This window comes from Psychrosphaera sp. F3M07, assembly GCF_018860345.1.
GTDB classification, from domain to species: Bacteria; Pseudomonadota; Gammaproteobacteria; order Enterobacterales; family Alteromonadaceae; genus Psychrosphaera; species Psychrosphaera aquimarina.
The window spans coordinates 67232-92398 of the sequence record NZ_JAHKPJ010000020.1 but is presented as its reverse complement, the minus strand read 5'-3'; the positions used below and the strand labels follow the sequence as shown (position 1 = coordinate 92398).

The window sequence follows — 25167 nt, the reverse complement described above, 5'->3', positions numbered from 1 at the left end:
TGTTAACTTAACGAACCGGATGATTGTTCATGTTATTTAATCTAAGTTTGTTGAGCGCTTTGTGCCAAAAGCGGAAATCTAAAATACTTAATCAAATTAAACAACTATTAGTGCTGTTATAAATATAGTGAACTCAGTTCAATTTTAAAAGAACAATGATTTAAGTATAGGTTAGATTTTTGTGACCAATTTGCCATTATTTATAGGAGGTTGAAGACGTCTCGATTTTAAAGCATATTGACCGTAACTTGGATCAATTAATTTTAACTTATTAGATTTATCGTTTTTACCTAAACCCAATAAGTTTAAGTTCATTTTACCGACAGGCACCGGTAAGCCAACACTGAGTAAATTATAACTTACATTGGATTTACTATTGCGCCATTCAATGTAAGTAATATCACCAACTTTAGCATCAATAACAATGCTTTCTCCATCTATATTGAGATTATGAGTCCCCTCAGCTAATAGCATATATGTGTAACCACCAGGCTGCATATTTGTGTGATACTGGTTGTTTACAGAAATTCCTACTTTTTTATTTAAATTAGATGTTAATCCAGTTTTACCATATACATATACTAGGGCTGCATCTTCTGTGTTGACCACTGGTGGATGATTAGGTCCCTTTGCACACCCTGACATAATCAATACACTAAAAATAATAAAGCTAATCCATTTATTAAAGTTCACTAAACATTCCTTTCTATATATAACTATTTGCTTTGTTATTTCATAGATTGAAATACTTCTACACTATGGCGCACTTCGCCTAAATCCGCTAATACATTGGCGTATAATATAGTGTCTAAGTTGTTTTTATTACTGTAAATAACTTGTTCAAGTGCTTGTTTTGCCAATTGAGGATCTTTTTGGCCTGCGGCTAAATAAGCAAATATGGTTAACAGTATCTTATCGTCTTTATGTTTATTAATGTGTTTTTGGACTTGTGAAAATAACGCGTCCATATGGACTTTTCCAGTAACTTGATAACAACGTCTGACGTTATTTAATACCCATTGATAACCATTAAAGTTCATGAAGTCGCATAATATGGTTTCCACCTGCTTTGATGCACCTTGCGCTGCAATTGCTGCTATGTAGGCTTCTGATACAGAGTGAATCTGTTGATTGGCTTTTGAAAAATTGTTCCAAACCTGTTGTAGTTGATTATTTGAATACTGTTCTATATAACCAACAAATGCAAAGTTGAATGTATCAAAAAGGTGTTGGTGCCATTCTTCAACCGCCGCTTCCGCTTGTTTTAATGCCAATTTATGAATTTTAGGTAAGTACTTATTAACATCATTCCAAGCATGATTATTAACTTGGATTACCAACCATAATTGTTGAAAAGCGATGGTTTGTTTTAATACAGGTAAATTAAGTTTATTCAGCACTAACAACGCCTCAGAAAACTGCTGTTGTTGCACTAAGATCAATAAATTAGAGAACTGCTGATTAACATTATTTTGTTCAAAATTAGCCTCTAAACTATTTACAATATTACGACTTAACTCTGGTTCATTCGCTCTGGCGGCACAAACCAAAGCAAGTTCCGCTGCAGTTTGTTTTTTAGATATGCGTTTTACTTTTAAAAATTGCTCCGCTGCACTTTTCCATTGGCCCAATGCCATATAATCCACACCGGTTTGGAAATAATTAGCATGGGTTTTAGCATAACGATTTTGCCACCACTTGGTTGGCATAATAAAAACTAAAATAAGATATTTTATGGCTAACCAAAGCCCATATAAAACCAGCGAAGATATAATGAATAAAATAGCAAATTGAACAACGGAACCTTCAATTGTCCAGTTACCTAATGATATTAATATATAACCTTGTTCACCCATTAATTGTGGTGCAATGAAAACTAAAGCCCCAAAAATGGCAAGGAGTAAAAAGCCTTTTACTAGTTTAGTCATTAGCACTTTCCTTCAACATGATCTGTTGTTGAAGATAATTTGAAATCAAAGGTTGAGCTTGTAAGCCCGTAGGTAAGCTCAAAGCAATGTCTTTTTGTTTTAATGCATTGAGTGTCGTTATGAACGAGATAACCGCAGCATCATCAGTGTCAAAGTATTGCATCACCCAAGTTTCAACTTGTTTTAATGCGTCTTCATATAATGCTTGGTTTTTATCTAAAATGGCATTTTGCGCCATTAACATTTGTGTTGTTAAATTGGCTCTGACAAACCACTTTTGATCCGCCGGTAATTGCGGTTGAACTTCAGCGTCACGTTGGGTGATAGTGATAAAATTACCAAAGAAACGTTTTAAGCTGGTTAATAAATTATTATACCAGTCATCAACTTCTCCACTGACTTCTGGCTGTAGTTCAATATCGGTATTCGGTTTAGGGATATACACTTGCGCAAATTTAATGTTTTCCGTTTGTTTTATTAAACCAGAAATCGACAAATAAATGCTGTCACTGTCAGGTTGTTTAACCGTATATAAGCTAGCGATATCTTCACTTATACCCGCTCTTATGTGAAACACACTTGGGTCTTGCATAGCGGTTAATCTTTGATTTGCATCTAATAACAGCTGGATAGCGGTATTTACATCTTGCTCAACCAATAATCGGCGTTCTGCTAAGTTAATTAAGTATCCGGCTTCCGCTGCTAACCAATAATTAGGTTGGCTTTGGCCTAGCTCTTTAATACGAGCGGCTAAACTATTTAATGAGTCATTAATTTTGGCTGAATTATTTTGAGTTTGGTTTTGTTTTTGTTCAACCACAAGTTGCAGTTGGTTTAATTTAGCTTGTAACTGATTAAGTGATTGTTGGGTATTGATCACCGCTTGTTGTTTTAGTTGATCAACTTGTTCTTGATTTTTTAACCATAATTGCGATTGCCACCAAAAAAAGCCAACAAAAGCTGAGGCGGCAATACTAAAAATAAAAGCAAAGATGGATAACCAACTGGTTTGTCTTTTAACTTTCACGGTTTGGGTTTTAGCCGTGTCTTTATTTGTCGACGAGGTTTTGTCAGGAGATGGTTGGCCTTTGTTATTTTCAACAGAGCTTTTACCAGCAGTCGCCTTTACCTTTGATTGAGTTATTTCTTCTTTTTTTACTTCAGCTGTTTGATTTGCTTTTTCGGCATCACGAGATTGCTTAATTTCTGATTCCAGTTTGGCAAGAGATTCAAGTGTAGACAAATCATCATCTGTTTTTGTTGCTGCTTTATTAACATCTGCCACTTCTTTTTCGCCAGGAGGCGTTAATTCATTTGAAGCTTTAGATGGGTTGGATTTTTTATCCTGAGCCATGCCGTTATCTCACTTAGAAATTAAATTGATCGTATTGATAATAGAGGAATTATCTGACTGTTCACAGATAAATATGTGTTGTTCTTTTACCATATTGTCCATTAAAAACTGTTTAATCCTTTCGCTCAAGACTACCCAGTTAATTTTATGTAACAAAAGCTGAATCTCGTCGTTAGACAGTTGTTCAGATAAGTTGGTTAATATGCCATTGGCAATATCAATACTGGTCGCCAAAACTAGATCACATTGCTGCCAAGTACATACCTCTGAATGAGAATAGGAGATCAATTGTCTTTGATAAAGTTCCAATGGGTAATACTGTTTCCCCTGCTGTATTAAGGCATTACCAATGACTTCTCTACCGTCCTTGCCTTTAACTTGTACAAAACTTTGGAAGGCATCTAGTTCTTTTAATGTAAGGAAAGACTCACTATTTGAGTGTTTTGGTGTAATTATTTTAATCTCTGGATTGCACACAAATCGCTGTAGTTCAGCTTTGGTGGACTCGCCAATGGCAAAGATACCACCTGCCGGAGAAAACTCAGTTAAGTCATGTTGTAATAAAAGTTGACGGAAATACACAGCGGTGGGGCGGCTAACAAATATCCAAGCCAGAGACTTGTCCAGTAACCATTGTTTTAACGGTACATCACTAGACAAGGTTATGGGGGCGTTACTAATTGTTGGGAAATGATAGCTAGAGTATTGCGGAATAAGCCGTTGCTGTAACTCCTCGCCCATAGGTGATGGGCGAGTATTTAAAATGGTTAACTTGGCAGGTGTTGCCATTTGTTCACATTCCATTTATCAGTCTTTATAGACTTCTTTTAAGATCACGTCAGCACCTTGAGCTAATAACTGTTTAGCTAATTGTGTGCCCAATGCTTCACCTTGGTCGGTATGGCCGGTTACTTCATCAGTGATGATTTGTGAACCATCTAAACTTCCCACTAACCCTTTTAATGTGACTTGGTCGCCATCAACCGTAGCGTATGCACCAATTGGCACCTGACAACCACCTTCTAATGCACGGTTCATCGCGCGTTCGGTTAACACTCTAATACGGGTTTCTGTATGCTCTAAAGTAGCTAAATAATTATGAATAACGGGATCGTCCGTTCTACATTCAATACCAACGGCACCTTGTCCATTGGCTGGCAACAGTAAATCGGTGGCTAGATGCTGTTTAATTCGTTCAGGCATTTCTAAACGGATAAGACCCGCAGCGGCTAAAATAATTGCGTCGTATTGGCCTTCATCTAATTTACGCAAACGGGTATTAACGTTACCGCGTAAATCTTTGATCACTAAGTCTGGGCGTAACGCTTTGATTTGGCATTGGCGACGTAAACTAGAGGTTCCTACCACTGCGCCATTTGGTAAGCTGTCAAAGTCAGTATAGTTATTAGAAACAAAGGCATCACGTGGGTCTTCACGTTCACAAATGGTGTGTAACATTAACCCTTCTGGAAATTCAACAGGTACATCTTTCATGGAATGCACAGCAATGTCTGCTTTGTTTTCCAAAATTGCGACTTCTAACTCTTTTACAAATAAGGCTTTCCCACCAATAAGGGCAAGTGGTGTATCTAATATTTGATCACCTTTGGTAGTCATTGGCACTAACTCAACGGTTAATTCTGGGTGGGCAAGTTCCAGTTTATTTTTTACATAATAGGCTTGCCACATAGCTAATGCACTTTCACGAGTAGCGATACGGATCAAAGGTTGAGTTGAGTTGGTCATAAGTGAAAAATGTCTTAATAAATAATTGAATTTAATTGGTATTAGAATACCAGTTATTAAAGTGAGCCTAAAGCGGTAACTCGGCAAAATAACTGAAAATGGTAAGCTAGAAAGGTGCAAATAAAATGGGCTAAAAAGTGAATTAACAAATTAGCCCATCAGATAAAGTTTATTCGCTGTAGTTAAATGAGGCTGATGCGATAGGTTGATTATTTTCGTCAACCACTTCAACTTGCCAATGACCCAAATGGTTTGGGACGGTTAAGTTTTTACTTGAATAAGTGCGCCAACGGTTACTGCCAATTTTAAGAATAACCTCGGCCTCTAACTTACCATCTAAAAACCAACGATGCGTGATCATAGTATCGGCTTTGCCAATCACTTCAGTAAACAAATAAACTTTGTTCACATTTGTCTTTATTTCGGTATTTGTTAAATCAGTAACGGGCTCTCTGTTTTCAATCGAGTCGGTAACGATAGCTCGACGAATATTGTCTGACAGAACCGTTTCACTGGATTCAGCGCTGTAAACAGCGGAACTTACAGTTAAAAGCAATAGAGAAAATAAAGCGTTAATAATGTTTGATTTCATTAAATTTTCCTTAAATTTATCACCTAATTTATTGATCTAACTTAGTTTATACCAAGTTTGTTATATTGCTAATGTGATAGGCTCGCCCGCTTGTCTGGTTGCAGCTTCGGTTAATAAAGCCCAAAACTCAGAGCCTCCACGGTTATCTATCCATTGACCATCCTTAAATTCAAAGTGGTGGCCATTGGCTTTTGTTGCCACCCAAATTTGATGTAAAGGGGCTTGTTTGTTAACAATAATCTTAGTGCCATTTGGAAAAATAACTTCCACTATGCCACCGGCACTTTCATAATCTAAGTCAAATTCCACTTCATCAATGGCATCTTGTAAGTTATTTAATAATTCGTCGGCTAATTGGTGATATTCACTGTCGTTCATAGTAGATCCTGCTTGCAATTACGTTATTCCATGCGATTATAGGCGGCAAATTTAATAGATTCAGTAAAAACATGCATTATTATTCAACTAAGTTATGTAAAAGGGCAATTGTACTTTTAACTTTAAGCCTAATATCGTTACAACTAATGGGATGTGGCCAACGTGGGGCATTAATATTGCCTGATCAAAAGCCGGCGACAGAATCAACAAAATCTATTAAAAACTGATTTACAATTATCAACTTTGATTGACCAATAACAAATCTACAAAAAACAGGACCGAACCTTGGATCATTTTAGTTACCAGAATGGCAGTTTATTTGCTGAGCAAGTGGCATGTAAAGACATCGCTGAATCGTTCAATACACCGACTTATGTTTATTCACGCGCGACAATAGAACGTCATTGGAAAGCATTTGATGATGCTGCAGGTGAGCATCCTCATTTGATTTGTTACGCAGTAAAAGCAAATTCAAATTTAGCCGTATTAAATGTGATGGCTCGTCTTGGTTCTGGTTTTGATATCGTTTCTGGTGGCGAGTTGGCTCGTGTATTAGAAGCGGGTGGTGACCCGACAAAAATCGTATTTTCTGGTGTTGGTAAAACGGAAGCTGAAATTGAGTACGCACTTGAAGTTGGCATTAAATGTTTTAATGCTGAATCAGAAGCTGAATTATACCGTATTAATCAAGTTGCTGAGTCTCTAGGCAAAATAGCGCCAATCTCCTTGCGCGTAAATCCAAATGTTGATGCGGGTACTCACCCATATATTTCGACAGGTTTAAAAGAAAATAAATTTGGCATTAATATCGATGATGCGGTTGAATTATTTAAATGGGCCAACCAACAAAAACATTTAAAAGTACAAGGTGTTGATTGTCACATTGGTTCACAATTAACCGATTTGTCGCCATTTTTAGATGCGTTGGATAAATTAATAGTATTAATTGACCAACTGTCAGATAGTGGTGTGACTATAAGTCACTTAGATTTAGGTGGTGGTTTAGGCGTTACCTATAATGATGAAACGCCGCCTCACCCATCAGAATATATGACGGTATTAATGGAAAAATTAAGCCATCGAACAGACTTAACCATCCTATTTGAACCTGGCAGAGCAATCATGGCTAACGCGGGTATTTTGTTAACTAAGGTTGAGTTTTTAAAGAAAAACGAAGACAAGAGTTTCTGTATTGTTGACGCGGCGATGAACGATAACATACGTGCTTCGTTGTATTCTGCATGGCAAAATATTATTCCAGTTGAACCAAGAGATGGCGAAGTATCCAACTATGATGTTGTTGGTCCTGTGTGTGAAACCGGAGACTTTTTAGGCAAAGACCGTGAGTTATCCGTAGAAGCGGGTGATTATTTAGCGGTTCGTTCAACTGGCGCATATGGTTTTACGATGAGTTCTAATTACAACTCAAGAGTAAGAGCTGCAGAAATTATGGTTGATGGTGATAAAATGCATGTCGTTAGACAAAGGGAAACCATCGAATCTCTATGGGCTGGCGAATCGATTTTAGAAGATTAGTTGTACCTTTAAAGCAATCTAGGAAGATTAACAAAGATGTTGTTACAGTTCACAAAAATGCATGGATTGGGTAACGATTTCATGGTGGTTGATGGAGTCACACAAAATGTGTACTTCTCACCAGAGCAAATTAAGCAATTAGCTAACCGCAACTTTGGTATTGGTTTTGACCAGTTGTTGGTTGTTGAGCCTCCTTATGATCCAGATTTAGATTTTCATTACCGTATATTTAACGCCGATGGCAGTGAAGTTTCTCAATGCGGAAATGGCGCTCGCTGTTTTGCTCGTTTTGTTCAGTTAAAAGGCTTAACTAATAAATCTGCTATTAAAGTAAGCACTAAATCCGGCAACATGGTGTTGTATCTTGAGAATGAAAACCAAGTAACGGTTAATATGGGACGTCCTATATTAGAGCCTAAAAAAGTGCCTTTTAATGCGCAACAACAAGAAAAAACTTATATTTTAAAATCTGGTGATGATAACCTCATGTGTGGTGTCGTTTCCATGGGTAATCCTCATTGTGTGACGGTTGTTGATGATGTGTTAACCGCTCCGGTAGAAGATCTTGGTGCGCGATTAGAGCAGCATGAACGGTTTCCAGAGAAAGCCAATATCGGTTTCATGCAAATTATTAATCGCGAACACATTAAATTACGTGTGTTTGAGCGTGGGGCAGGTGAAACATTAGCTTGCGGCAGTGGTGCTTGTGCGGCTGTGGTTATTGGTCGTTTACAAAATTTATTGGATAGCAAAGTTCAAGTTGACTTACCTGGTGGTACACTTCATATTCGTTGGCATGACGAAAATTCTCCAGTTAAAATGACTGGACCTGCAGAATACGTATTTGATGGACAGATGCATATATGACAAAAGTATTGATACCTAATCCTGAAGACCTTGAGCTAGATGCTGAGTTGGTTAAAGACTACCTTGAGCAAAACCCTAGCTTTTTTGTTGATCATCCAGAATTAGTCACTCAATTACGCATTCCTCATGTTGCTCATGGCGCGACCTCTTTATTAGAACGCCGCCAAGAGATCCAGCGCGATAAAATTTTACAAATGGAAGAAGAGCTTAATCTTTTGATGGTCAACGCCAGACAAAACGAAAATATCTTCCGTGCTATCAGCGAAATGTATATTGGCTTAGTGGGTTGTACTTCTGTGGCTGAATTAGAAAAAGTGGTTGATAGAGTGTGTAAAGATCAGCTATTCTTAGCGCAGTTCAGGTTATTACAACCAGAAGACGAAGCCTACATTCACCTACAAGCTAAATTAGATGGCAATCCAAGTTATTTAGGACGTTTATACCCAGAGATCATGGAAACCGTGTTTGATAACTTTGCTCAATCTGTTGCATTAGTTGAACTTAATTACATGGTTGGTGAAGAAGAAACTATTTTTGGCATTGCCGCATTTGCTTCAGGGTCTATCCATCACTTTCAACCTCATATGGATACCTTATTCATCAATCAATTAGGCCGATTGTTAAGTCGTCACGCCGTTCATCTTACCTGCTAATTGCTTGTAAAATGCTAAACCGTATTGAGCATTTACCCCAATCTATTCAGCCACAAGTGGCACAGTATTTAGATTATCTAAAGTACGAACGTGGTTATGCTCAATTAACGTTAAAAACCTACCAAGCTAACATTCTGCATTTATGTACTTTTTGCGTTGAAATTGATGACCTACAGTGGTCAAAAATAGATGGCAACGTATTAAAACAGTGGTTATTAAGTTTACGTAAAGCCAAATTAAAACCTCGTTCAATGCAGTTAAAACTGTCCTCAGTGAAAGGCTTGTTTAATTATTTATTACAAAAGAAAATAATCCAACTAGACCCAACCGAATTATTAACCACACCAAAAACGGACAAACCATTACCTAAAAATATGGAAGTGGATGAAGTCTCACAATTATTGGCTTTTACTCCTGAGCAAACCATAGAGTTCAGAGACAAAGCCATGATGGAATTATTTTATTCCAGTGGATTACGTTTATCTGAGCTGACCTCAATTAATCGTCTGGATATTGATTTAAACAATGCAGAGCTACGAGTAACCGGTAAAGGCAGTAAACAACGGCTGGTGCCCGTTGGTCGAATGGCAATAGAGGCCATTCATCAGTGGTTGGAATGTCGTATTGAGTTTTTGAAAGCAGAGTCAGATGCTTTGTTTATCAGTAAATTAGGTAATCGTATTAGCGTAAGACAAGTGCAACAAAGATTAAGCTATTGGGCTAAACGCCAAGGGTTAAACAACACCTTAAACCCACATAAACTGCGCCATTCATTTGCATCACATTTACTACAATCCAGTAGTGATTTACGCGCAGTTCAAGAGCTGTTAGGCCATGCCGATTTATCCACCACCCAAGTGTATACCCATTTAGATTTTCAACACTTAGCTAAGGTGTACGACAGTGCTCATCCTAGGGCTAAGAAGTAATTAGAATTTTGGTAACTCACTAGCTGTGTTAGTTAGTATAAAATCATCAGTCAATATTTAGTATTACAAAACAATATCCTATTTAAAAAGTACCAGCCTTTGGAGTAATGCAATGGATAAGTTAAACGACCCTCAACTGCTTAAACAATATTCGTATATCAATGGCAGCTGGCATAGCAGTGAGTCAGAATTCCCTGTTGTAAATCCTGCAACAGGTGAAGTTATTATTAACGTGGCCAACGCTGGAATAGCGGAAACTGAACTAGCGGTTAAATCAGCTAAGGCTGCATTAAAATCTTGGTCGGGTAAATCAGCCAATGAAAGAGCTGTGTTATTAAGAAACTGGTTTAACTTAATGATGCAACATCAAGATGATTTAGGCCGCATTCTTACTCTAGAACAAGGTAAACCATTAGCTGAAGCTAAAGGTGAAATTGCTTACGGTGCATCATTTATTGAATGGTTTGCTGAAGAAGGTAAACGTGTTTATGGCGATACTATCCCTGCGCCATCATCTGATAAACGCATTATTGTGATCAAACAACCAGTCGGGGTTGTTGCATCGGTAACACCTTGGAATTTCCCTAATGCCATGATTGCTCGTAAAGCAGCGGCGGCATTAGCCGCAGGTTGTACATTTGTAGGACGCCCAGCAACACAAACGCCTTTGTCTGCTTTGGCTATGGCCGAATTAGCTGAGCGTGCAGGCATACCGGCAGGTGTGTTTAATATTATTATTGGTGAAGATGCCAAAGGCATTGGCCAAATACTTACGGAACATCCAGATATTGCTAAATTTACCTTTACTGGCTCTACTGGTGTAGGCAAACAATTGATTGCGCAATGTGCCACAAGCGTAAAAAAAGTGTCGATGGAACTTGGTGGCAATGCACCGTTTATTGTGTTTGATGATGCGGATGTTGATGCGGCAGTTCAAGGTGCAATTGCTTCAAAATATCGTAATGCAGGGCAAACCTGTGTATGTACTAACCGTATTTTTGTACAACAAGGCATAGCGCAATCCTTTACCGAAAAATTCACAGCTGCAGTGAAAAACCTAGCCATAGGTAATGGTTTAACTGACGGTGTAGCAATAGGACCGATGATCTCAAAGTCAGCAGTAGATGATGTTGATAAGTTAGTGTTGGATTCAGTGCAAGCCGGAGCAAAAGTATTATTAGGTGGTGTGCGTGCTCATGTTAATGGTAACGCCAGCGAAAACTTTTATCAGCCGACTATTTTGAGCCAAGTTACTAATGATATGCCCATTGCGGCTAATGAAATATTTGGACCCGTATCGCCAATTATTAGTTTTGAAACTGAGCAACAAGTTATCGACATGGCAAACGACACTGAATATGGTTTGGCTGCGTATTTTTATGCCAGAGACATAGGCACTATATGGCGTGTGGCTGAAGGTTTGGAGTACGGCATGATAGGCATTAATGAAGGCCTTATATCGAACTCCGCTGCACCCTTTGGCGGGGTTAAACAATCAGGCAATGGACGAGAAGGTTCAAAGTACGGCTTGGATGATTATTTAGAGATCAAATACTTGTGTATGGGCGGCCTGAATTAAGCCGAAGTGAAAATTAACCAGCCGCCTAATACCAACAACAGATAGTTCATGATCTTTAAGAACATGACCTTGTCTAAATTATTATTGATTTTGATACCAAGCCAATGCCCAACAAAGGCCAATGGAATAAAGGTTAATGCGGTTAAAACGAGATCCGTCGTTAAAAATCCTAGTGAGATAAAACCGATTAGTTTCACTAAATTCATAAAAGCAAAAAAGATTGCAGCGGTAGCAACAAACTTAGATGGCGCTAAACCAATAGCACTGAAATATATAATCAAGGGTGGCCCGCCAGCATGCACTAAAGTGCTTGAAATACCAGACAAGCCCGACATGATATAAGCGCCGACTTTGTTATTAAGCATGTGTAACTGTATCTGTTTAAACAGTATATTTTTAAGGGCAAAAACAATACAGATCAGCGCGATGATAAAACGCAGATCATCGGCATTGATAATATCAATGAGCAAATTGGCAGTTACAATACCAATTAATGCACCTGGTATTAGGGATTTTAACAATGCCGAATCCCACAGTTTCCAAAAGCCTTTTACTGTCATTACATCGGCTATGATCAACAGTGGTAGCATAAGGCCTATTGCTTCAATAGCGCTAAACTTAATCATTAAAAGAGGCACGGCAAAAACGCCAAGCGCCCCAGCAAATGCAGATTTGGAAATACCAATCAGTAATACCACAATTGCGACAATTAACACTGCCGATATTTCCATGTTTATCCTTTTTACTTATATTCAAAACCGGTTGACTAGTTAACTCGGCAAGTTAAACCAAAGAGCTTCAAGTGCGGATGTTGCCGTGATTTGATGACCTTGTTCAGGGTCTAGTGCAAATGCATCACCGGCGACAAACTCTTGTTCACTTTCAACTAAGTCATCTACTAATAAGCTGCCTTTAACAAGGTGTAAGTATCCCACACTTTGTTCAGAGTTTAATGTGAATTTCTCACCATCTTTTAACATCAAACGAGACAGTTTAGCGTTTTGGTTGATGGACAAGGTATGTTCAGATCCATTAGGCGTAATTAACGGTGTAAGTTGACCTTGTTGTTTAATGCTTTTTTGTTCATAACTTGGCGCAACACCTGACACATTTGGCTGTATCCAAATTTGTAAGAATTTCACCGGACTGGTACTGGACGCATTAAACTCGGAATGCATAACACCAGTGCCTGCACTCATACGCTGCACATCACCTGCAGGTACGACATATTTATTGCCTGTATTGTCTTCATGTTTTAACGCACCTTCAATCACATAAGAAATGATTTCCATATCACGGTGGCCATGGGTACCAAAACCTTGTGATGGCATAACCATATCGTCATTGATAACACGTAGCGCTGAAATACCCATGTGTTTAGGGTCGTGGTAATGACCAAATGAAAAACTATGTTTGCTTTTCAGCCAACCTAAATCTACCTGACCTCTGTCTTGTGAACGTCTTATATATTTCATGACTAACTCCTACAATTTATTTATTGAGGCCAGTTTAATATTCACCTAGGTAGATTAAAATTATCTATTTTTGTTCAAATCATTAGTTTAAAACGAATGGATGAGGTTAATGTGTCGCCTTTAACGACAAACATTGGGTTCTAAGTTCCGTTAAGAAATATTGAGCCGCAGGGCCGAGTCTGTCCGCGTCTTTAAATACTAAATATAACTGACCCGAACGTTTACTATTTTGGCCCAATCTTAAAGGTACAAGTTGTTGTGTTTTAAGATGTGATTCGATAGAGCTAGCGGGTAACCACGCAAAACCTAACCCTTTACAGATCATGTCGATAGAGGTTTTAATGTGACTGACAGTCCAACGCTGATTGGCCTCTAACCAACCTTCGTCTTTTTTCGTACCGACTGCAGAATCTCTGACGACAATCTGGCGATGACTTTTTAAATCCTCTAAAGTTAGCTCCGTATCTATTTTATGTAACGGATGGTCAGGACTCGCCACGCCAACAAAATCAATATGACACAGACTTTCGCTAAGTCCGTTACTCAAAGGTGTAGCAGAAATTGCAATGTCTACTTTGGTATTTTCAAGCAGTTCAGTAGACCCGTTTAATACGGTCTCAATTAACTCAATTTGCAATAACGGATACTCAATAGATACGTTTTCTAACACTTTAAACAACAAGGTTTGCGGGAAGATTTCGTCGATGGCGATACGCAGACGACTTTCCGTACCTTGCCCTAATGTATGGCCTACAGCTTCCACTTTTGCGGCTTCATCAAGTAAAAAATTAGCTCGTCTCAGGATAAGCGTACCGGCTTCGGTTAATACCGTTTTCCTTCCTTGAATAACAAATAATTTAACCCCTAACGATTCTTCAATTTTACTTACCGCATTATGGATACTGGATTGGCTTTTAAATATGCTCTGGGAGGCTTGATTAAAACCTCCAAATTCTACGACGGCTCGAAACATCCGCCATTGTTCTAATGTAATTCTTAACACTTAAACCACTCTATTTATTAGTTTTATCAATATTTGATACCCAATCACAGGGGAATAAATTCTTTGTTATCATCGGGGATGGTTGGAAATCGTCCGTTATTCCAATCATCTTTGGCTTGTTCAATTCGCTGTTGATCAAAAGCGACAAAATTCCAAAAGATAAAAGGCACTTGTTCAAATTTATCGCCGCCTAGCAGTATGAATCGACTGTTCTGTGATACTTCAATCAGGTCATCGCCGGGCTCCAGTAAAACAAATTCATCGGCGATATACGTGATGCCGTTAATTTTAACTTCGCCATAAATGATCATGACCGCGGTTTCTTGATTTGGATTGGGCGGTGTAATGGTTTCGCCTTTCTCAGCAATAACATCTAGGAAGAACATAGGCCAGTAGGTTTTCACTGGGGAATTCATGCCATAAGCTTCACCTACCACCAGTCTTTTCATTACACCTTGGTGTAAATAATTGGGGAGTTGTTGTTTATTTACATGGGTAAAAGACGGTTCAATTTCTGCCATTGCCTCTGGTAAGGCTATCCAGCATTGCAGACCACTAATTGAATGCGGATTGGCACGTACTTCAAAACTTTCCCGTTCAGAATGCACAATACCTTTTCCAGATGTCATCCAATTCACATCACCAGGATGAATTTCTAAATTATTACCTAATGAATCTCGGTGTAAAATACTGCCTTCAAAAAGATAGGTTAAGGTGGAAAGGCCAATGTGTGGATGGGGACGGACATTTATCCCTTGTCCAGCGTGAAAGGTACTGGGCCCCATTTGGTCAAAAAAGATAAATGGCCCTACCATACGTTTGTGTTGATTTGGTAAAACACGTTTAACCGTTAGTCCTCCTAGATCATGGTCTTTCGCTTTAAGTTGTATAGCCATAACGTTTTCATCTCCAATGTTTTTTGATTGTATAAAGTAATGTTTTATAACGAGTGGAATTAATTGCCTCCCACTTTGTTATTCAACTCGTGTACATGTCTGTACTGAATAATCAAACTTGTTGTAGTGTAGACCATAAATCGTTCGGTTAAATAGAATGATTTGTGCGTATTTTACCAATTTCATTCATTTCAAAATAACATGATACTGCGCCTAAGATCATTATCACTTAGTAAGGAATTTAAAATGAACACAACTTCTTCTATAAACTCGTCTTCTAACGTAAATAAAGTGCTATTAATTAATTCATCTTTAAATGGTGACCAAGGTAATTCACATAAACTTGCTAACGAGTTTATCGCTAAATTAAAACTAAAAATGACCGTAGATGTAATTGAACGTGACTTAGCAAGCGACCCTCTACCTCATTTAAGCCAAGCTGAAATGGGTGCGTGGATGACGCCAGCCAATGAGCGTAGCGATGAACAAGTAGAATTAGCGAATATTTCGGATTCTTTAGTTGCCGAATTACAAAATACGGATACGTTAGTCATTGGAATGCCTATGTATAACTTTGGTATACCTTCTACATTTAAAGTGTGGATTGACCGTATCGCCAGAGCGGGCATTACGTTTAAATACACAGAACAAGGCCCAGTTGGTTTGTTAGAAGGCAAAAAAGCCATTATTGTTGCAGCACGTGGTGGCATGTATGCAGGCACACCAAAAGATAGCCAAAGTCAGTATCTTAAAGATGTATTAGCTTTTGTCGGTATCACAGACGTACAGTTTATTTATGCTGAAGCGTTAAATATGCCAACAAAAGATGAAAATGTGATTTTGGCAAGGCAAGCAATGGATGTTACGGCAGAAGCATTAGCTTAAACACGACACACTGGTTTCAAAGTAAAATAGGACAAACAGTACGCAAGTATTATTCTTATCTCATGGTGGTGGCCCAATGCCACTGCTAGGAGATGCGGGGCACAATGATATGATAGATTGTCTAAAGCGCATAACGAGTCAGATAAAAGAGATGACTTATTAACACATTGGCATCAAGCTCCTGCGGCTAGATATTGTCAGCCAAGAGAAGAACATCTATTACCATTACATGTGTGTTATGACCTAGCACAACGGCCATGTTAATGGCTTTTGAAGTGAACATACTGAAACAAAAAAGCCGACAGTGTTTACGAAAACACGTCGGCTATTTTATTTTTTCGCAACTCGCAACTCGCAACTCGCAACTATTTACTATTTCTTAGCTTTTTTAAACGCATCCGCAAATGCGTTACCCATAGCGCCGCCGCCCAAAGAGTTGCCGCCAAATGCATTACCTGCGTTGTTAGATGAACGGTTATTAGAGCCATTATTTGAACGAGACTTCTGTTCATTTCTCGCCGGTTTAGATTGGCTCGGTTTATGGTCAGATTTCGCTGAAGCTTGTTCATCCATTCGCATACTTAAACTAATACGTTTACGTGGAATGTCGACTTCCATCACTTTCACTTTAACAATATCGCCCGCTTTAACAATTTCAGACGGGTCAGAAATAAACTTGTCCGTCATTGATGAAATATGTACCAATCCATCTTGATGCACACCCACATCGACAAACGCACCAAAGTTAGTTACGTTGGTAATTACGCCTTCCAAGATCATGTTTTCTTTTAAATCTTTTAAGGTTTCAACACCATCTTTAAAAGTAGCGGTTTTAAACTCAGGGCGAGGATCTCGACCCGGTTTATCTAACTCTTTAATAATGTCTTCAACGGTTGGTAAACCAAATTTGTCATTGGTGTAATCTTTAGGATTTATCTTAGATAAAAAGTCAGAATTGCTAATTACATCGTTTACCGCAAAGCCACTTTGTTTAATGATCTCAGTCACTACAGGATATGCTTCTGGATGCACTGACGATGCATCTAATGGGTTGTCACCGTTAACAATTTTTAAGAAACCAGCACATTGTTCAAATGCTTTTGGTCCCAAACGTTCAACATTTTTTAAATCTTTACGGTTTTTAAAACTACCATTGCCATCGCGGAATTTAACTATGTTGTTAGCTAAGGTTTTATTAAGACCAGATACTCGGCTTAATAACGGAATTGAAGCAGTATTTAAGTCAACGCCAACGGCATTTACACAGTCCTCAACCACAGCGTCTAAGCTTTTTGATAATGAACTTTGGCTCACGTCATGTTGATATTGGCCAACTCCAATGGACTTAGGTTCAATCTTCACTAATTCAGCTAATGGGTCTTGTAAACGACGAGCAATAGATACCGCTCCACGGATAGATACATCTAAATCTGGGAATTCCTTAGATGCAAATTCACTGGCAGAATAGATAGAAGCGCCTGCTTCACTGACCATGATTTTACTTAGTTTTAATTCTGGGCAAGCTTTGATCACTTCAGCGGCTAACTTGTCAGATTCTCTTGACGCTGTACCGTTACCAATCGCGATTAATTCTGCTTTATGCGTGCGGGCTAATAGCTCAATGGTACGCATTGATTTTGCCCAGTGATTTTGTGGTTCATGTGGGTAAATAGTGGCCGTATCTAGTAACTTTCCGGTTTGATCCACAACCGCAATTTTACAACCGGTTCTAAAACCAGGGTCAATACCGATTGTGGTTTTTGCACCAGCAGGGGCAGCCATTAACAAGTCATTTAAATTTTTCGCAAATACACGAATGGCTTCTTGTTCGGCATTTTCTCGAATTTCAGATAACAGTTCGTTTTCCATCGACATAGAGATTTTGATCTTCCATGTCCACTGCACAACCGACTTCATCCATTTATCACCAGCTTTTTGATTGAAGTTCAAATCAAAGTGATTGGCAATAATGCTTTCAACTTGAGATTCTCTTACCGGAGCATCTTGACCAGGGTCGGCGTTTAATACCAATTGTAAAACCCCTTCATTTCTTCCGCGTAACATAGCAAGTGCACGATGTGATGGGGTTTTAATAGCTAATTCAGAGTGATCAAAATAATCACGGAATTTAGCTCCTTCGGTTTCTTTACCCGGGATAACTTTAGCTTCAAGGTAAGCATTTTGTTTTAAATAACGACGTACTTTTGTTAACAGTTCAGCATCTTCGGCAAAACGTTCCATTAAAATGTACTTAGCACCGTCTAATGCGGCTTTAGTGTCAGCAACATCATCAGAAATATATGCCTCGGCTTGTTGTTCTGGGTCTAAGTTTGCATCTGCATATAGAGCATCCGCTAATGGCTCTAAACCTTGTTCAATAGCGATTTGCCCTTTGGTGCGACGTTTAGGTTTGTAAGGTAAGTATAAGTCTTCTAAACGGGTTTTATTGTCTGCGGTTAAAATTGCCTTCTCTAATTCAGGCGTGAGTTTGTCTTGTTCGGCAATCGATTTTAAGATCACTTGACGGCGCTCTTCTAACTCTCGTAAATAGATAAGACGTGTTTCTAAATTACGCAATTGGGTATCGTCTAAACCACCGGTCACTTCTTTACGATAACGCGCGATAAATGGAACGGTTGAACCTTCATCTAATAAGGTAATAGCTGCAATAACTTGTTCGGTACGGGCTGAGATCTCTTCAGCAATCAATTGAGGAATAGTTTGACTAACAACAGACATAGGTTTGAAGTCCTTGAAAATAGAGACACGTTGCTCTTATAAAAAATAATCTTATAAAAATAAACTGACAAATATAGGCGGTCAGCATAAGTACGAATACAAAAATAATACAGCAATATATTGAGACTAAATTTTGGTTTTAAATAACAATACTAAAATAAATCAGGTTAATTAAAACTAACCAGTAATAATGGGAAGCTATTGGGGAGAATATATAGGCATTAACCTAAAAATTGACCATTAATGATGGATTAGAAATTGCTCATTGTATTGTTCAGGATGCATAATCTTCCACTGTTTTTCTATTTTATTAAACAGGCTTTGACTGACTAATTTTTTACTAAAAGCAAAATAAACAAAGTTTTCGTGCAGAGTAAATAGTTTCATGAAGCGATCTTTAAAATTATCTAACTGCATTAATTCATCGACAACTTGTTCATCTTCAAATGATATTGCCACTCTGTTTAACATTAACAATGATAGGTTTTTTTGATTTTCAGAAAGCTGAATTAACCGATTGGATACGTGAGGGTTATTTTGTAAAGCGGTTTGCCATTGCGCGCCATAATAGGCACCTCTTGTTACAGAGATCAGGCCATCATGTTCCATTAATTGAGTTAAGTTTTTGATTTTTTTTTGCAAGCCGTTACTTCCAACGGCAACAATACGTTCGGTGTGGTAAGGGCCTAAAAAGTAAAAGTGTTGTTCGCGTTCGCTGGTTTTTGACATACCTACCATAACGGCTAGTTCGCCATCCTTTAGCATTTTAACCGCACGAGCATTTGGTAATGATATTTGTTCCAATGTACAAGCGGACCTTTTTACTACGTCGTTTAATAAAGCATAAGACTGAATAGCTAATTTGTTAATGGAGTAATTCAAAGGTAAGAAGTTTTGTTGTGAAAATTCGGTTCTAACACTTAATTTGCAGTCACTTTGCTTGGCGTACGCACCAAATGTGCAGATAAAAAATAGTAATAAGGCTTTAGGCCAGAAATAATTCATTCAGGGTAAATAAGATATCAGCAAAGAAAAAAGCATTATATACCAATTTCATCGATTAATTTGGTTTAAAGCTCGTATATTCAAGGTAAATGAATATGCCATGAGTTCCTTTTTAACTAATCCTTAGTTAAAAGTTTGTACATTCAAATGTATTAGTTTTAAATACAGCCTATAAATAGCATCAAAAATAAGTAAGACATATCCATGGGGCGTTACAGAAAGCCAGATCCTGAGTTGTTAACCAAAACCAATTACATCACACGTGATGGTTACGACAAGCTTGAAAAAGAGCTGACATATTTATGGAAAGACGAACGACCTCGTATTACTAAGTCGGTATCAGAAGCCGCTGCTCAAGGTGACCGTAGTGAAAACGCAGAGTATATTTACGGAAAAAAACGCTTACGTGAAATTGACTGGCGTGTGCGTTTTTTAACAAAACGGTTAGAAGCGTTAAAAGTGATATATCCATCGGTTGAGCAAGAAGGCAAAGTGTTCTTTGGTGCCTGGGTTGAAGTGGAAAACGACGACGGCGAACTTACTCAAATTCGAATTGTGGGCCCAGACGAAATAGACGTTTACAAAAAGTGGATTAGTATAGATGCCCCTATGGCCAGAGCATTAATTGGCAAACAAGTGGACGAAGAAGCTTGGGTGCAAACTCCCACAGGAAAAGTATGTTACATAGTAAATACCATCAGCTATGTTGAGCCTAAATAAGCGTTTGAGCAACCAGGTCATAAATAAACCCATTCATGATCTGACATTATTGTGTACAACAAGTACAATACAACTATTGCACCAATTTAATGGGTAACTGGTTTATTTATCAGCACACCCAATTTCAGTATTTATAATCAGGAAACAACCATGACAAACAATGACATTTTACGTCGCATCCGTTATAGCTTTGACTTTAGTGACTCTGCAATGATGAAAGTATTTGCCGCAGCCGATCAAAAAGTAACGCAAGAACAAGTAACAGCATGGTTGAAAAAAGACGATGATCCACGTTATGTAAGTTTGCCAGATCCTATGATGGCTACGTTTTTAAATGGTTTAATCAACGAAAAACGTGGTAAACGTGATGGCGCACAACCAGCCCCAGAGCAAAAGTTAACCAATAACATCATCCTTAATAAATTAAAAATAGCGCTTAATTTAAAAGCGGAAGATTTATTAGAATATTTGGAATTAGCCAACTTTAGCTTAGGTAAACATGAATTAAGCGCCTTTTTCAGAAAAGTAGGCCACAAACATTACCGCGAATGTAAAGACCAAGTTATGCGTAACTTCTTACAAGGTTTGCAAATCAAATTACGTGGTGAAGTAGACGCGACTGAAAATAATGAAGAGCCAGAAAGCGAATAAAAAAAGCTGTAAGCTATAAGTTTTAAGCTGTAAGGCGATAAAGCTAAAAAGCTTGAAGGTTAGAAGACTTTAAAGCGTCGTGACCCTGTGGAACTAGTGCAGGGTCGTATTAACTCATCCCTGCTATTTTATATAAAAAGAAACACAAACCGCCTAATAAACTCAGCGCTACAATAAACATAATCAACAGTGTTTTAGATTGTCTAAAAGAATCGAACAAGGGTTTTGCTGACAACAAACCAAATCCCAATGAAGTTTTGTCGGTATAATTCATTTTTAATTTTCCCTTTTTTTATTTACGTTTCCTAAATTCAATTTGAATGTATTTCAGGCTTGTTATTTTTCAACATTAAAAAGTCAAATATGTTCTGTGATTTACAAATAAAGCCTTGATTAAATTTCATTCGAAACTATAATCTTCCGAATCGAAACTTAATGGTTTTTTTTGTGCAAAAAAGAAATACTCAATCCCGCCGACGTTCAATCGTTGAATTAGTTAATGATCAACAAGAAGTTACTGTTGATGAATTAACGACTATGTTCAATACCTCTGAAGTTACCATACGTAAAGATCTTACAGCCCTTGAGTCTAATGGCTTATTATTACGTAAATACGGTGGCGCTATTGCTTTACCGACAGGCTCATCAGAATTAGCGGGGCCGGAAGTTTCGAAACGAAAGCAAGCTATCGCCAAGGCAGCCGCTGCATTGATAAAAGATCATAACCGCATTGTTATAGACAGTGGCAGTACAACGTCTGCTGTTTTATCTCATGCTCAACATGTGCGTGGATTGGTGGTGATGAGTAATTCATTAGAAGTTGCCAATCATATTCTTGAGCTAGAAAACGAACCTACCTTGTTAATGACAGGTGGGACTTGGGATGCGCAATCGCATTCATTCCAAGGTCAGTTAGCTGAGAGCATGTTAAAAGCTTATAACTTTGATCAAGCATTTTTAGGTGCATCTGGTTTAGATGTTACCCGTGGTTCTACGACTTTTAATGAATTAACCAACTTAAGTCGCGTAATGGCAGAAGTGTCACAACAGGTGATTGTATTGGCTGAGTCAGAAAAGTTAGATAGAAAAATACCGAATTTAGAATTGAGTTGGCAAGACATAGACGTGTTAGTAACAGACACAGATATTGATGCTGAAAGTGAGCGCTTAATTACGGCTCAAAACGTATTAGTTATAAAAACAAATTAAAACAGATAACGGCCAATAAGATGGGTCGTTAACTAAATAGATATTGGAGAGAATTATGTGTGGGATCGTTGGTGGTGTTGCTGAGCGTCATATTGTTAATATTTTATTAGAAGGCCTAAAGCGCCTTGAATACCGTGGATATGATTCTGCGGGTGTTGCGTTAATGGAAAATGATGGTTCATTACAACGTGCGCGTGAAGTTGGCAAAGTAAAAAACTTAGCCGATGCGGTCGCGTTATCAAAAGTTAATGGCACCACAGGTATTGCGCATACTCGTTGGGCAACCCATGGCGGTGTAACACAAGCGAATGCTCATCCACATATGTCTAACGACGCCATTGCGCTAGTGCATAACGGTATTATTGAAAACCACGAGTCTTTACGTACAGAATTACAAAACAAAGGTTATGAATTCACGTCTGCAACCGATACCGAAGTAATCGCGCATTTAGTTCACGAAAACCGTAAAGGTACAGATAGCTTATTAGCCGCAGTGCAAATGTCAGTGAAACAGTTAGATGGTGCTTATGGAACCGTAATTATGGAACCTGCTAATCCAGACCGTATTGTGGTTGCGCGTTCAGGAAGTCCGTTAGTTATAGGTGTTGGTATTGGAGAGAACTTTGTTGCCTCTGATCAATTAGCATTATTACCTGTGACACGTCAGTTTATCTTTTTAGAAGAAGGTGATGTTGCCGAGATCACTCGTGATCAAATTAATATTTTTGATGCGGATGGCAACCCTGTTGAGCGTGAAATTAATGAATCTACCGTTACTCATGATGCGGGTGACAAAGGTGAATACCGTCACTACATGATGAAAGAAATTCATGAACAACCTGCTGCTGTTCGTAATACGTTACTTAATCGTATTAATGCAGACACAGTAATAGAAGAATACTTAGGTGAAAACGCCGCAGAAATTTTACAGGGCATTGACCATGTGCAAATCATTGCTTGTGGTACGTCTTACCATTCGGGCATGGTTGCGCGTTACTGGTTAGAGTCACTTGCTAATGTGAGTTGTAACATTGAGATAGCCTCTGAATTTAGATACAGAAAATCGTTTGTACCAGCTAACTCGTTAATTGTGACTATCTCACAGTCAGGTGAAACAGCAGATACATTAGCGGCATTACGTTTAGCAAAAGAGATAGGATATAAAGCCAGTTTAACTGTATGTAACGTACCTGGTTCATCATTAGTACGTGAATCTGACTTGGCCGTTATGACTAACGCCGGTGCTGAAATTGGTGTGGCGTCAACTAAAGCCTTTACTACGCAGTTAGTGGCATTGTTAATGTTAACGGCTTCATTAGGTAAACAAAAAGGCATGAGTGCTGAGTTACAAAAACAAATCGTAACGGCATTAGCAACTTTACCGAACAAACTAGAAGAAACACTGACAATGGCACAAGGCATTGAAAAATTAGCAGAAGAGTTTGCTGACAAACATCACAGCCTATTTTTGGGACGTGGCGAGCAATACCCAATTGCGATGGAAGGTGCGTTAAAGCTAAAAGAAATTTCGTACATTCACGCAGAAGCGTATGCTGCGGGTGAATTAAAACATGGCCCATTAGCGTTAATTGATGCAGAAATGCCAATCATAGTTGTTGCACCAAATAACGAATTGTTAGAGAAGTTAAAATCTAACGTTGAAGAAGTTCGTGCCCGTGGCGGTATCTTGTATGTCTTCGCAGACAAAGACGCACAATTTAAAGGTGACGATACAATGCGCGTGATGGAAGTACCACACGTAGACCCGTTAATTGCGCCAATTGTTTATACAATACCGCTGCAATTATTAAGTTACTACGTAGCCATTATCAAAGGCACAGATGTTGACCAACCACGTAACCTTGCTAAGTCAGTTACGGTTGAGTAACTTTACAAGTCGAGTCTCTCAGTTGTCACATCCAAACTAAATTGGAAAGTTATAAACAAGGATGGAAAGTGACAAACAAAGTTGGATAGTGGATGTGAATTTTGCAGGCTGAACACTTAGCTTGGCCTGCATTAACTAAATCTTATGGAAAAGAGATTATGAAGTTATATGTAATTGGGAATGGTTTTGACTTGCATCATGGACTCAATACTTCGTATATCTCGTTTGGGTTGTTTCTAAAAAAGCATTATTCCGATGTATATGAATTACTTTTAGAACATTATGGTTTCGAGGACATTAATTCAGAAAATCAATCAGTTATTAGAGATCTTCTTTGGTCTGATTTCGAACATAGTCTGTCATTATTGGATACACAAACAGTTTTAGATGCATATACTGATTATCTTGCTAATCCAAGTTCTGCCGATTTTAGAGATCGAGACTGGGGAGCATTTCAAATTGAAATGGAGTTTGTTCTTGAGAAGTTAACGGCGACTTTATTCAGCGCGTTTAAAGAGTTCATTCTTTCTGTTGAATTCCCTAATCTTGATCAACTGAAAGAAATAAAACTAGATAAAAAAGCAAGATACCTAACATTTAACTATACAGATACCCTATCAAGATACTATTCGATTTCAGATGAGAATGTATTGTTTATACATGGAAAAGTTGATGGAGGTGTAGATGAATTAGTGCTTGGACATGGGGTTAATCCTGATAGTTTTATAGAAAAGCCAGAGTCTCCGCCCGAAGGTTTATCCTCTGAGAATTTAGAAGCTTGGTCTGAACAAATGTCGGATCAGTTTGATTATTCATATGAGCTTGGTAAAGAAACTATCAATCGATACTCTAATGAAACTTTTAAGTGCACGGAATCAATAATATCGAGTAATGCTATGTTTTTTAGAAACCTGAAAAGCATAGACGAAGTAATAGTAATTGGTCATTCGTTAGCAGATGTTGACATGCCTTACTTTAAACATTTAGCTATGTCGATTAAGCACTCGGCTAACTGGACGGTAACATTCCACGATGAAGGTGATCAAAATACGCACTTTAGTAAGTTAACAAACTTAGGTATTAAAAATATTTCAGTAGTCAGAATGAGTGCTTTGTAGTTTTACACAAATATTC

The 25167-nt window shown here is 38.2% G+C and carries 24 protein-coding genes and 1 pseudogene; 12 read left to right on the top strand and 13 right to left on the bottom strand.

Translation table 11 applies throughout. The annotated features are described in order from the left end of the window. Positions 1–171: 171 nt before the first annotated feature. From KO505_RS09100 to cyaY, 7 genes are all read right to left on the bottom strand, one after another. On the bottom strand, positions 172–693 hold the full coding sequence (locus KO505_RS09100; protein ID WP_216055142.1) for a DUF2846 domain-containing protein: 522 nt from the start codon (positions 691–693) through the stop codon (positions 172–174). 35 nt (positions 694–728) lie between these two features. Beyond that, positions 729–1928: a heme biosynthesis HemY N-terminal domain-containing protein gene (locus KO505_RS09095; protein WP_216055141.1), complete on the bottom strand. Its 1200-nt coding sequence runs from the start codon at positions 1926–1928 to the stop codon at positions 729–731. After that, the gene (locus KO505_RS09090) at positions 1921–3282 is read right to left on the bottom strand and encodes a uroporphyrinogen-III C-methyltransferase (protein WP_216055140.1); all 1362 of its coding nucleotides are present in this window, start codon (positions 3280–3282) and stop codon (positions 1921–1923) included. Before KO505_RS09090 ends, KO505_RS09095 begins: the two co-directional genes overlap by 8 nt. A 9-nt stretch (positions 3283–3291) precedes the next feature. Further along, on the bottom strand, positions 3292–4086 hold the full coding sequence (locus KO505_RS09085) for a uroporphyrinogen-III synthase (protein WP_216055139.1): 795 nt from the start codon (positions 4084–4086) through the stop codon (positions 3292–3294). A gap of 3 nt (positions 4087–4089) precedes the next feature. Next, complete coding sequence (gene hemC, locus KO505_RS09080; RefSeq protein ID WP_216055138.1) at positions 4090–5028, bottom strand: hydroxymethylbilane synthase; 939 nt, start codon at positions 5026–5028, stop codon at positions 4090–4092. A 169-nt stretch (positions 5029–5197) separates the two neighbouring features. Beyond that, positions 5198–5620 carry a DUF2914 domain-containing protein gene (locus KO505_RS09075; RefSeq protein WP_216055137.1) on the bottom strand — a complete coding sequence of 141 codons (423 nt, stop codon included), beginning with the start codon at positions 5618–5620 and terminating at the stop codon, positions 5198–5200. A gap of 60 nt (positions 5621–5680) precedes the next feature. Further along, the gene (gene cyaY, locus KO505_RS09070) at positions 5681–5998 is read right to left on the bottom strand and encodes an iron donor protein CyaY (protein WP_216055136.1); all 318 of its coding nucleotides are present in this window, start codon (positions 5996–5998) and stop codon (positions 5681–5683) included. Positions 5999–6283: 285 nt separating this feature from the next. On the opposite strand from cyaY, the gene lysA reads away from it, so the two are divergent. The 5 genes from lysA to KO505_RS09045 all read left to right on the top strand — a co-directional run bounded on the left by lysA (position 6284) and on the right by KO505_RS09045 (position 11562). Continuing rightward, positions 6284–7534, top strand: coding sequence for a diaminopimelate decarboxylase (gene lysA / locus KO505_RS09065; protein ID WP_216055135.1), 1251 nt, complete (start codon positions 6284–6286; stop codon positions 7532–7534). 39 nt (positions 7535–7573) lie between these two features. Then, positions 7574–8401, top strand: a complete 828-nt coding sequence (gene dapF, locus KO505_RS09060; protein ID WP_216055440.1) for a diaminopimelate epimerase — start codon at positions 7574–7576, stop codon at positions 8399–8401. Further along, the gene (locus tag KO505_RS09055) at positions 8398–9054 is read left to right on the top strand and encodes a DUF484 family protein (RefSeq protein ID WP_216055134.1); all 657 of its coding nucleotides are present in this window, start codon (positions 8398–8400) and stop codon (positions 9052–9054) included. Before dapF ends, KO505_RS09055 begins: the two co-directional genes overlap by 4 nt. 11 nt (positions 9055–9065) lie before the next feature. Beyond that, the gene (gene xerC / locus KO505_RS09050; RefSeq protein WP_216055133.1) at positions 9066–9983 is read left to right on the top strand and encodes a tyrosine recombinase XerC; all 918 of its coding nucleotides are present in this window, start codon (positions 9066–9068) and stop codon (positions 9981–9983) included. A 112-nt stretch (positions 9984–10095) separates the two neighbouring features. Continuing rightward, on the top strand, positions 10096–11562 hold the full coding sequence (locus tag KO505_RS09045; RefSeq protein ID WP_216055132.1) for an NAD-dependent succinate-semialdehyde dehydrogenase: 1467 nt from the start codon (positions 10096–10098) through the stop codon (positions 11560–11562). Here KO505_RS09045 and KO505_RS09040 read toward each other — a convergent pair. The 4 genes from KO505_RS09040 to KO505_RS09025 all read right to left on the bottom strand — a co-directional run bounded on the left by KO505_RS09040 (position 11559) and on the right by KO505_RS09025 (position 14936). Further along, entirely contained in the window at positions 11559–12293 is a 735-nt protein-coding gene (locus KO505_RS09040) for a sulfite exporter TauE/SafE family protein (protein WP_216055131.1), read from the bottom strand. The two genes, KO505_RS09045 and KO505_RS09040, sit on opposite strands and share 4 nt — an antisense overlap. A 39-nt stretch (positions 12294–12332) precedes the next feature. Next, a complete protein-coding gene (locus KO505_RS09035; protein WP_216055130.1) occupies positions 12333–13037 on the bottom strand; it encodes a pirin-like bicupin family protein in 705 nt (234 codons plus the stop codon). A gap of 106 nt (positions 13038–13143) precedes the next feature. Then, positions 13144–14040 (bottom strand): LysR family transcriptional regulator, encoded by an 897-nt coding sequence (locus KO505_RS09030; RefSeq protein ID WP_216055129.1) that lies wholly within the window; start codon positions 14038–14040, stop codon positions 13144–13146. A 44-nt stretch (positions 14041–14084) separates the two neighbouring features. After that, on the bottom strand, positions 14085–14936 hold the full coding sequence (locus KO505_RS09025; RefSeq protein WP_216055128.1) for a pirin family protein: 852 nt from the start codon (positions 14934–14936) through the stop codon (positions 14085–14087). A 246-nt stretch (positions 14937–15182) separates the two neighbouring features. Here KO505_RS09025 and KO505_RS09020 point away from each other — a divergent pair, with 246 nt between their 5' ends. Both KO505_RS09020 and KO505_RS09015 read left to right on the top strand, forming a co-directional pair. After that, positions 15183–15821, top strand: coding sequence for an FMN-dependent NADH-azoreductase (locus KO505_RS09020; protein WP_216055127.1), 639 nt, complete (start codon positions 15183–15185; stop codon positions 15819–15821). 165 nt (positions 15822–15986) lie between these two features. Next, positions 15987–16085 (top strand): annotated as a pseudogene (locus KO505_RS09015) (dioxygenase); the annotation flags it as partial. A 108-nt stretch (positions 16086–16193) separates the two neighbouring features. Here KO505_RS09015 and KO505_RS09010 read toward each other — a convergent pair. After that, positions 16194–18560: a Tex family protein gene (locus tag KO505_RS09010; RefSeq protein ID WP_216055126.1), complete on the bottom strand. Its 2367-nt coding sequence runs from the start codon at positions 18558–18560 to the stop codon at positions 16194–16196. A 240-nt stretch (positions 18561–18800) separates the two neighbouring features. Beyond that, entirely contained in the window at positions 18801–19565 is a 765-nt protein-coding gene (locus tag KO505_RS09005) for an ABC transporter substrate-binding protein (protein WP_216055125.1), read from the bottom strand. A gap of 204 nt (positions 19566–19769) precedes the next feature. Between KO505_RS09005 and greB the strand changes: the two genes are divergently transcribed. The 5 genes from greB to KO505_RS08980 all read left to right on the top strand — a co-directional run bounded on the left by greB (position 19770) and on the right by KO505_RS08980 (position 25151). Then, entirely contained in the window at positions 19770–20285 is a 516-nt protein-coding gene (gene greB / locus KO505_RS09000; protein WP_216055124.1) for a transcription elongation factor GreB, read from the top strand. Between the two features lie 150 nt (positions 20286–20435). Beyond that, positions 20436–20936, top strand: coding sequence for a DUF1456 family protein (locus KO505_RS08995; protein ID WP_216055123.1), 501 nt, complete (start codon positions 20436–20438; stop codon positions 20934–20936). A 447-nt stretch (positions 20937–21383) separates the two neighbouring features. Next, positions 21384–22145, top strand: coding sequence for a DeoR family transcriptional regulator (locus KO505_RS08990; RefSeq protein WP_216055122.1), 762 nt, complete (start codon positions 21384–21386; stop codon positions 22143–22145). Between the two features lie 55 nt (positions 22146–22200). After that, positions 22201–24033 (top strand): glutamine--fructose-6-phosphate transaminase (isomerizing), encoded by a 1833-nt coding sequence (glmS, locus tag KO505_RS08985; protein ID WP_216055121.1) that lies wholly within the window; start codon positions 22201–22203, stop codon positions 24031–24033. Positions 24034–24191: 158 nt separating this feature from the next. Beyond that, the gene (locus KO505_RS08980) at positions 24192–25151 is read left to right on the top strand and encodes a bacteriophage abortive infection AbiH family protein (protein WP_216055120.1); all 960 of its coding nucleotides are present in this window, start codon (positions 24192–24194) and stop codon (positions 25149–25151) included. Positions 25152–25167: the final 16 nt, after the last annotated feature.